8 protein-coding genes and 2 pseudogenes are annotated in these 8918 nt (G+C 57.9%); 5 read left to right on the top strand and 5 right to left on the bottom strand.

Annotation, left to right across the window (positions count from 1 at the left end; all coding sequences use genetic code 11):
• Window positions 1-274: 274 nt before the first annotated feature.
• Window positions 275-505 (bottom strand): annotated as a pseudogene (locus AB8B31_RS29110) (hypothetical protein); the annotation flags it as partial.
• 146 nt (window positions 506-651) lie between these two features.
• Here AB8B31_RS29110 and AB8B31_RS29105 point away from each other — a divergent pair.
• Window positions 652-801 carry a hypothetical protein gene (locus AB8B31_RS29105; protein ID WP_018245759.1) on the top strand — a complete coding sequence of 50 codons (150 nt, stop codon included), beginning with the start codon at window positions 652-654 and terminating at the stop codon, window positions 799-801.
• Between the two features lie 110 nt (window positions 802-911).
• Here AB8B31_RS29105 and AB8B31_RS29100 read toward each other — a convergent pair whose 3' ends face one another.
• A complete protein-coding gene (locus AB8B31_RS29100) occupies window positions 912-2705 on the bottom strand; it encodes a tetratricopeptide repeat protein (RefSeq protein ID WP_131702037.1) in 1794 nt (597 codons plus the stop codon).
• A gap of 259 nt (window positions 2706-2964) precedes the next feature.
• Here AB8B31_RS29100 and AB8B31_RS29095 point away from each other — a divergent pair, with 259 nt between their 5' ends.
• Both AB8B31_RS29095 and AB8B31_RS29090 read left to right on the top strand, forming a co-directional pair.
• Window positions 2965-3432 carry a hypothetical protein gene (locus tag AB8B31_RS29095; protein ID WP_026230440.1) on the top strand — a complete coding sequence of 156 codons (468 nt, stop codon included), beginning with the start codon at window positions 2965-2967 and terminating at the stop codon, window positions 3430-3432.
• Window positions 3433-3469: 37 nt separating this feature from the next.
• Window positions 3470-4000: a CYTH domain-containing protein gene (locus AB8B31_RS29090; protein ID WP_018245762.1), complete on the top strand. Its 531-nt coding sequence runs from the start codon at window positions 3470-3472 to the stop codon at window positions 3998-4000.
• Here the strand turns inward: AB8B31_RS29090 and AB8B31_RS29085 are convergent.
• From AB8B31_RS29085 to AB8B31_RS29075, 3 genes are read right to left on the bottom strand one after another with little or no spacing between them, the layout of a single operon-like run.
• On the bottom strand, window positions 3963-4901 hold the full coding sequence (locus AB8B31_RS29085; protein ID WP_018245763.1) for a DUF2950 family protein: 939 nt from the start codon (window positions 4899-4901) through the stop codon (window positions 3963-3965). The two genes, AB8B31_RS29090 and AB8B31_RS29085, sit on opposite strands and share 38 nt — an antisense overlap.
• A gap of 29 nt (window positions 4902-4930) precedes the next feature.
• Entirely contained in the window at window positions 4931-6322 is a 1392-nt protein-coding gene (locus AB8B31_RS29080) for a DUF3300 domain-containing protein (RefSeq protein ID WP_018516611.1), read from the bottom strand.
• A gap of 41 nt (window positions 6323-6363) precedes the next feature.
• Window positions 6364-6678, bottom strand: a complete 315-nt coding sequence (locus AB8B31_RS29075) for a hypothetical protein (RefSeq protein ID WP_018245765.1) — start codon at window positions 6676-6678, stop codon at window positions 6364-6366.
• 306 nt (window positions 6679-6984) lie between these two features.
• Here AB8B31_RS29075 and AB8B31_RS29070 point away from each other — a divergent pair.
• Window positions 6985-7107, top strand: a pseudogene (locus tag AB8B31_RS29070) (HlyD family secretion protein); the annotation flags it as partial.
• Window positions 7108-7187: 80 nt separating this feature from the next.
• Window positions 7188-8906, top strand: coding sequence for a SulP family inorganic anion transporter (locus AB8B31_RS29065; protein ID WP_018245767.1), 1719 nt, complete (start codon window positions 7188-7190; stop codon window positions 8904-8906).
• The last annotated feature ends 12 nt before the right edge of the window (window positions 8907-8918 follow it).

Genomic DNA, 8918 nt, shown 5'->3' with positions numbered 1-8918 from the left:
GATCTTTTTCCCAGGTAACTGCGCAATTTTTAACGAAAGCGCTTCAGTTGCGCAGTTACTATATGCCCCGATTCGTTACCAATTTACAAATGCTTAACCAAACCGCCCGTTTCAGCCGATCGAGACGGCTGACGACATGACACAGATTTCAGGTGATTCGCGCATTGCCGACGGCTCGAAGTAACTGATACCAACGGTGGCTTTCCAGCCGACCGGGAGGTCAATGGCGTCGCCGTATAAATCCACTTTATCAATAGCTTGGGCGCTGTCTCTCATTTCCGCGCTTATCGTCCTCCGTTTCCGGAAAATCTTTCTGCAGCATAAAGAGATTGCCCTTGCCAGCCTTCCTCCAGCCCGAAGCGGCATCAGGCGACGTCACCGTCAGGCCGCCGATATCGGCAGGCGGCGCAAATGCCTGGCGGCAGGAGAAGAGGCCGAAAAGCACGAGAACGAAACCCAAGGCTGATTTGACCCGGCCGATCCGATCGATATGCGCGTTGCCCATGCGCCCCTGCCCTTGCGTTTCGACTACCGCCGACGGATTTGGAGCCGGGTGCGGCCATTTCAACCCCGAGCTTTCATGAAGGTTTCTTGAGGTCTGATCGCAAAGCTCAGAGCGAGCGATGCGAAACTTTCGCCTGTCGATTTCTCATGAAACCATCCCGATGCCGCTTTGCAAGCAACGAGAACTCGGTCGAGTTCAAGAAGCGCGGCAGGATCTTGAAGTTCATCCTGTTCGGCTCCGATGCCCAGGATAGATGGGCCGATCAACCTTTCGTCGTGAAGGCAATAGCGATCTGATTTTGATCAGCTCATTGTCATAGCGGCCCGTCACGACGACCTGCAGGCTGCACGCGACGAGCCTGATATTCACCAAAGTGAGAATAAAACAGACGTTGCAGTCGTTGCACTCAGTTCCCAGGCTTCTCGTCGTTTTGCAGCGGCAAGCCGGCTGCCTGCAGTCCTACAAAAAACCGCTCTTGGTCTTCGATCCGCACCAGCCGACTGGCGACCTCCTGTTTAATATTCGGGATCAACGCCGGTGAGTGGAGCTCGATCCAGTCGAGTTGCTCCTTTGCCTCGGCCTTCTTTCCCATGGAGCCGAGGATAGCGACCAGCACGAGACGATGCATCGGATTGTAATTGAGGTCCGACATGCGGGACCATAATTCCGCAGCCTGTGTATCCCCTCGCATGAAGGCGCAAAGCGCCATTCCCACCTCGTAATATCCGCGGGGGCCAGCATTTTTGCTGACGACCGCAGAAATCAGCTCGCATCCCCTGCCCCATTGGCCCGACATCGACAAGCGCAAGCCGTATTCACCGGCCACTTCAGTGTCGTTCGGATTGCTGGCATAGGCCGCCTCGCCGGCGCGCATGGCCCCGGCCAAATCTCCACCGAAAAAATTGGCAAGCATGAGGGCCTGAAGTGCGCGCGCATTCTTTGGGTCGAGTTGCACGGCGCGCTCTGCAAATTTCTTTGCGACGCCAAGCGTGGCGACGGTCGGCCTTGTGTTCAACTGATACGGAAAGCGAAACTCATCAAGATAGGTCAGGGACAACAAGGCCGTGGCATTGGAATCGGCCGATTTTTCCTCAACTGACAGTTGCAGACAGGTTTTTGCCATTTCGTGTGCACGGGCAGTCATTTCGCTGCGGTAGCTGTAATAGGACAAGACACATGAAAAGGCGTCCGCGCCATTAGCGATATTGGCGGTATCGGTCTGGAACATGACGCCAAATGGACGCGCGACTGCCGTTGCAATTTGTTCGGCAAGACTTGCCTGCGTTTTCAGGATGCCCTGCACTTTCATGTCGGCATCGTAATTGCTCGCCCAGATAACGGCCCCATCCGTCCGCCGTACAAGCCGCGCGGTTGAACGCAGCATGCTGCTTTCCAATCGCACGCCTCCCTGAAGGGCATAAAGCGGCTCTGGCGAAATCTGCCCCTCTCTGGACCGCGGCAAGTCGGTAACGACGACAATGTCGTTAAAGGGAACTAGCTTTTCAATAATGTCGTCGGTGATGCCCTGCGAAATGTCCAACGCAAGTCTCCCGTCGGAACTGCTTTCGAAGCGCTCGACGACAATGATCGGGCGACTGCCGACTCCGGATGCTATCTCAGTTCCCGCGTCAAGCGGCCTGTCATGCTGAAGCAGCGCGGCGGCCGAGAGAAGACTTAACAACACGCCTCCGGCAAGGAGCCAATTTCGGGATCGTGACAATTGGGGATCTGCCGTAATTCGCTTGATTACATCCCCGGGGGCATCAATCCGTTGTAAGCCCTCCTCCGAAGATATCGGCCATTCGGATTGCGGCATCGCTAACGTTTCAACGCCCGGCCTCACGTCGAAGACCGGAGCATAGCCGCCCCTCGGAATCGTGATGATGACCCGGTCGGCGCTGCCGGCAGTCAGATAATAGTGCTCCAGCTCTCTGCGCAGCCGCCCTGCTTCGATGCGCACGCATGGATCCTGCTGGGCGTCGAAATTCGCATCTCTGCCAAAAACGGCTTGCGCGATGGTAAACGCCTTTAAATAGTCGCGACGACCGGCAAGCGTTTCAGTCACGACAAATTCCAGGAATCGTCTCGCCCGCTCGGGAAGGCGAAATTCCGGACTGGAAAGAATGCGCTCGAGTTGCTGCTGCACTTCTTCGTGTGAAGCCAAGCCGCTGCCAGTCGCACCAACACCTGCACTTGTCATCGGTTCCCCGCCAGTTTCCGATTGCAAACAACCTGCAGTATAATGCTTCAAACAATAGTCCCGACTTGTCAGAACGGCAACGCCATTCGACAGAACCAGCTGATCGGGACAAACTAACTTTCGGCCACCGACGTTCAGGGAGGGGCAGAGAGCCTCATGCCAGCGTAAGATACAGTATACTACCGAAGCGGACGTGTATTTTACTGCCCTAGCCTCCCCGCGCGCCTTATCATTTCCGCGCATTATGGAGGAAGCGACGATGACATCACCTGAGACGCCAACATCCCATCCGATGACAAGCGCAGAGGATCTGCGCAAGCGTGCTCTGGAGCTTCAGCTTCTCGAAATGGAGCGCAACGAAAAGATCAAATCGCGGGAGGCAAAGAAACATGCCGAATTCGTGGAGGATTTTTTTCGCAAGCAAATCGGTGAAGCGGAACGCGCCGTTATCAAGCGGCTCGTGATGAAGGCAGCTGCGGACGGCAAGTACGAGGCCCTGATCTACAGCTTCCCCTCGACTTTCTGCACCGATAGCGGTCGAGCTATCAATAATAATCTTCCCGGATGGCAGAAGACGCTGCAGGGAAGGGCAAAGGAGCTTCTGGAACTGTTCGAGGAGGTTGCCAAGCCACAGGGCTACGGGCTCAAGGCGATGATCATCAACTTCCCCGACGGCATGCCGGGCGACGTGGGCTTCTTCCTGACCTGGGAACCGCCTGTCGAGTGACTGACCGACGGAGCGATTCCAAGCGAAGGAACCACAATTGAAAGCGACTGAAATCGAGCGCAAGTTTCTGGTCCGCGACGACAGTTGGCGTCATTGCGCCGACAATGGGCAGGTCCTACAGCAGGCTTATCTGTCCCACCGCAATCAGAGCTGCGTGCGCGTTCGCCTGATTGACGGACATTGTGGATACCTCACAATTAAGTTCCCCATGTCACGCCTCGCTAAAGAGGAATATGAGTACGAAATTCCCGTCGGCGAGGCACGTGATCTTCTGCTCGCCGCCGGTCACATTCTCGAGAAAACCCGCTACCGCGTTCTTCATGACGATAGACATTGGCAGGTGGACGTCTTTGCGGAACCGTACGAAGGATTGACGCTCGCCGAGATCGAAATGGCGAGCGAGGATGAGCGCTTCACGCTGCCGCAATGGCTTGGACGCGAGGTAACGGGCAACAACCGGTACTCCAACCGCGCCATGGCCGCTGCCTCGCGTGTGTCGGCCATAGCGCAGGGAGCCACCGGCTGGGATCCTACTCGCCTACGATGGTCCAATCGGCATCCGGATTGAAATCTTTTATCGCCGCGGCCCGCGCTTCGGTTTGCGGGCCGAGATCGCGCTGGTAGATGGCACTCCTCCCGTTGACGACAAATGTCTGCACGCCGGTCACCCGGTATTTGACCGGCCAAGCGATAAGGGCAAAGCCGCCCGTCATGTAGCCGTTGACGATATAGCTTTTCTTGCCCTCAAGGACTTGGTCTCCCTGTGCAGTCAGGATGCGATAGCGATAGCCAAAGTAACCTTCCCCGCGTTTGGCGGCGCCGAAGGCCGCCGTCTCGACCAGCGCGCTTGCCGGGCTTTCCTCGGGATAGACGTTCGGATCCCAGTATAGGCCATCAAGTTTGCCCGGACTGCTGATCAATTTCTTCGCGAACTCATAAATGCCATCGCCGTCACGATCCTCGGATGCGTATTGATACTGCGCCGCGACATATTCGTGCATCGTATCAAGGGTGGCGAGTTCATTTTCTCCGATGCGGCGGTTGATGATCTCTTCGAAACCGCGCTGGGTGTCAAAGGACCATTTGCCGTCCTTGCCTTCGGTCAGCGGAAACGGCAGCGGCCAGAGCCGATCGCCGATCGCAACGATCTTCATGCCTGCAGAATCCCGCAGGACCACTTGACGCTCGGCGCCCTCGCGGATCAATCCGTAGGCGATCATCGCCTCATTGCTCGAGCGCAGCTTGTCTGGCTTCAAGCCGAGCAGAGCGGCAAGATCGTCGATACTGTCGGAACTCAGGGCAGATTTCAGTTTGTCTAGAGCAAGCGATGGATTGTCGAATTTCGGCGACGGCGTTGCCGCCTTGTATTCGGCGAGATCTGTCTGCACTTGGGAGAGCGCCGGTGCCGCCGGCATTGCGCAAAGCACCGTCGCAAGCATAAACGGAATTGCGATCGATTGACGTCTCATGATGTAACTCCTTGAGCTAGAAAGAGGTTTTACCGCCGTCCGCCGCCACCGCCGCGTCCGCCACCGCCGCCACGGCCGCCACCGCCGCGACTCGGCATTGGGCGCGACCGCTGCTGGGGGGGACGCGCTGACTGGCGATGGGCGCCCATGCTCTGCGCTCCCCGCTTTGAGGAGACAGCCTCGCGACGACCGGACTGGACGTTGCCAAGCGCGCTTGGTTGCCGTCCGCGATTGTCAGGTCTGGCGGCCATCTGCGGCTTGTTGGGCTTCTTGACGGATTTCTGCGCAGGCTTTGACGGACGATTGGCTGCCTTCTGAGGACGCGCCTCGGGCCGGGATGCAGCCGGGCGATTGGCGGCCGTAGGCCTATTTCCCTGCGGCCGCTCCTTCAGTCCCTGCGCCGTGCTTTTGCGAATATCTTCCGCTCGCGCCGAATTGGCGCGATTCGCGGGTCTCTGGCTCGCCTGGATATCGTTAGCCCTGTTGCGCAACTGGTTGCGATTGTCGGCCTGCAGCCCGGACTTGATCGCCGATCGGTCCAGCTTCGAAATCTGGTCCTTGCCGATACTCAGCTTGCTGCGATCGACATTGCTCCAATCGACGTCGTTCCATTTCAGCTTTCCGTTGAAGTTACGGTCGTTCAGGCAATTGTTGCAGTCGATATCGATATCGCCATCCCAGCGGCCACCCCATACACCCCAGTCATCCCAGTTGACGACGGCTGCCCAGGCAAGGCCGGTCACCGCGCCGGCAAAGAACGTCGCCCCGGGATAATAATAGTTGTCGTAATAATCGGGGTAATAAGAGACCGGCGCTGACGCATAGTCCGGCTCATAGAGCATTTCCGGCGGATATTGCGGGATATAGATCTTTTCCGGATCGGTTGGCCGGATGATGATGTTGTCGTTTTCGGTAACAACCGTCACCTTGTCATCCGTCTTGATGATGTTCTTTGCCACCGCTTCGTCGCGAAGCTGCTGGATGGCAATCAGGACATCCTTCTGCTGGTTGGCGAGCGCATCGGCGAGCGATTGGGTCCAGTCGAGATCCTCGCTCATCATCTTGACGATGTCTGGATAGTTGAGAAGCGAGACGACACTGCCGTCCCAATCACTCTTGGGCTTGAGATCGGAATTTTTCTTCTTCGCCTCCAGGAACCGCTGCGCCTCGATAATCTGGAGAGGAAAGAGCGAGGCAGCTGAAATTGCCGCGACCAACTCGTCCGGATAGAGCGCGATCCGTGCCACCAGTACTTCTAGCTCATCATCCGACAGAAGCGCGGTTTCGGGTTGGTCGGCACTCGTCTGTGCGGGTGCCGTTGCCGGCGCAGGGGTCTGGGCTCGCGCCGGGAGGGCCGGCTGGAACGCAATGATTGCGAGAGCCGACAATCCACCAAGCAGTTTGCGAGATATTGCTTTCATAACGCACGTACCTCCCTAGGATCATTGAATGACAGAAGCGCTTACGGAGATTTCGGGCCGGTCGGCGGCGACCGCCTGAGCACCACAATCTTCGATTGGGCGATCGCCTCCCCCATTTCTTTCAACAGGGCGTCGACGAGATCTGTATATTCCTGCCGCCGCGCCTCTCGAACCGCCTCCGGTAGCCGCTCGATATGTGCCAGAGCCTGCGCCGCAGCAGCGAGATCCTCACACATGCTGTGAAAGGGTTCGTCTACATAGAAAAGCCGCTGCACCAGCCGCTTCTGTTCGGGAAAAGAAGTTTCTGCCGTCTCGAGGGCGGACAAGTATGTCGAACCACTTTCTCCCGACACCATCCCCGCCTCCGCCGTCGAACTACGCTAAGCAGATGCAAGGGACTATATAACAGGCGGATCGTCGAGAGACGTAAAATACGCGATCTTACGTTAGCCGGCTTCCGAAAAACTCGGGAAATTCCGCACACGGAAACTCGAATGGCATCATCTCACGGACCCCACCTCTTTAGTTTCCGCAGAGACGTTCTTGTCGCACGGGCCGACTACCAAGCCGCCCGTGTAGCTTACGTGATGCTACGGGTCTTTGGGCCAAAGCGGGTCTAGAATTTCATGGTCGACAGCGACGGAACGGTGTGAATTCAGATCATGCCGGGCGGCGTCGTCGCGGAGGTCGCGGTCTATACCCACCACTGGCACCACGTGGCAGTTCTGCGAAAAGTGCTTCTGCGCATGAGCAGCTGGATGAACTTCGTGTTCCTGGAACATTGAAATGAGACGCCGATCCTTTCGGCATCAGCGATGCAAACGTGATGCCGGCAAGGTGCAGAGAAACATGTCAGGAGGCCGCGGTGATAGCCAATCTTCCGATCCTGCGTGGCCTGGCCGGTTTCAATCGAGACTGGCTCCGCAGTGACATTCCGGCTGGACTTTCGATTGCGGCCGTGGGCTTGCCGAGCGCCATCGCCTATCCGGCGATCGCCGGTCTGCCGCCTGAAACCGGCATCTACGCCAGCATCGTTGGTCCGATTGCCTACGCGATCTTCGGTCCTTCCCGGCTGTTGGTCATCGGCCCCGACGCCGCCACAATGACGGTACTTGCGGCTGCGATGGCGGCGATCATTGCGGCAGAGCCCGCCGCCGCCGGCATCGATCGGGTCGCCATCGCCTCGACCCTTGCCCTCGGGGTCGGTTTCTTTTGCATCGCTGCAAAGCTGCTGAAGCTCGGCGTCCTGGCAAGTTTTCTCTCCCGCCCCATCCTTGTCGGTTTCTTCGCAGGCGTGTCCCTCTCGATCCTGGTCGGCCAGATCGGTCGTTTTACCGGAGTGAAGATCGAGTCGGAGGGATTGATCCCGCCGCTCCTCGAGATTCTCCGCAAGAGCGCTTCGATCCATTGGCCGTCGCTCCTTTTCGGCCTGCTCATGTTCGCATTGCTATGGGCAGTCCGGGCCTTCCCGGTCAAGGTCCCCGGCCCCGTTCTGGTCGTCGTCCTGTCGGTCGTTCTTTCCGCAATCTTTGATTTTCAGGGACGAGGCATCGCCGTCGTCGGCGACATTCCGAGCGGGCTGCCGATGCTCTCCTTGCCAGCACTCCATCAGATGCCGCTCGACAAGATCGTGCTCGGCTCCGCTGCGATCTTTCTTGTGAGCTTCGGCGCCGGCATCGTAGCCGCGCGCAGCTTCGCATCGCGGACCGGCGAAGAGGTCGATGCAAATCAGGAACTGATCGGCCTTGGCGCCGCCAATATCGCGCCCGGCCTCTTCGGTTCGTTTCCGATCAGCGTATCGGATTCGAGAACCGCCATAAACCTGTCGACCGGCGGCGTCTCTCAAGCTTCAGGTTTGGTTTCGGCCGCCACGCTGATTGCGGCACTTGTTTTCCTTCATAGTGCCTTGCGGATACTTCCAATCCCTGCGCTCGCGGCAATCCTTGCAACGGCAGCCATCAGCCTTATCGATGTTCATGAGCTCAAAAAGATCTGGCGCATCAGTCGCATGGAATTCGTCTTTGCGCTGATCGCAATGTGGGGCGCAATCAGCTTCGGCGTTCTCAACGGCGTAATCGTCGCCGTTGCCGCAACCCTTGTCTATCTGGTGCGCAAGACGATGTTCCCGCGCGACGGCCTTCTTGGCCGCATCCAGGGACGGCACGGTTTCTTCGACCTGGCCCGCTTTCCGGAAGCACGCCCCGTCGAGGGTGCGGCAGTCTTCGCGATCCAGGGCAACATCCTGTTCTACAACGCCGATTACCTGCGTATGCGGCTGACGACGATTGCGAAGGAGCTCACGGCCGGAACAAGGTGCTTTGTGCTGGATGCCAGCGCTATCACACATATTGATAGCACTGGCGCGACCGCGCTCGCCGCTGTGGCCGAGATCCTTGCGAAGCGAGATATCATCTTCGCAATCGCCGACCTCAGCGAAGAAAGCCGCGACATTCTCGACCGCGCTGGAGTGATCAAGGCGATCGGCGCTCACAACCTTTTCAATGGCAGGGAAGAAGCCCTGACGGCGCTCACGAGCAAGAATAGCCAAGCGGGCGATGCCGGTTCGGCAAGCACTGAGCTTTAGACGCGAAGGAGG

The organism is Rhizobium sp. 62_C5_N11_2, from assembly GCF_051811185.1.
GTDB classification, from domain to species: Bacteria; Pseudomonadota; Alphaproteobacteria; order Rhizobiales; family Rhizobiaceae; genus Rhizobium; species Rhizobium leguminosarum.
The sequence above is the reverse complement of the archived record's forward strand: the minus strand, read 5'-3'. Positions and strand labels throughout refer to the sequence as shown.

Bases quoted from the DNA above. Each gene is read 5' to 3' on its own strand.
- AB8B31_RS29080 (WP_018516611.1), bottom strand. From the start codon at position 6,322: ATGAAAGCAATATCTCGCAAACTGCTTGGTGGATTGTCGGCTCTCGCA.
- AB8B31_RS29095 (WP_026230440.1), top strand. From the start codon at position 2,965: ATGACATCACCTGAGACGCCAACATCCCATCCGATGACAAGCGCAGAG.
- AB8B31_RS29105 (WP_018245759.1), top strand. From the start codon at position 652: ATGAAACCATCCCGATGCCGCTTTGCAAGCAACGAGAACTCGGTCGAG.
- AB8B31_RS29100 (WP_131702037.1), bottom strand. From the start codon at position 2,705: ATGACAAGTGCAGGTGTTGGTGCGACTGGCAGCGGCTTGGCTTCACAC.
- AB8B31_RS29075 (WP_018245765.1), bottom strand. From the start codon at position 6,678: ATGGTGTCGGGAGAAAGTGGTTCGACATACTTGTCCGCCCTCGAGACG.
- AB8B31_RS29085 (WP_018245763.1), bottom strand. From the start codon at position 4,901: ATGAGACGTCAATCGATCGCAATTCCGTTTATGCTTGCGACGGTGCTT.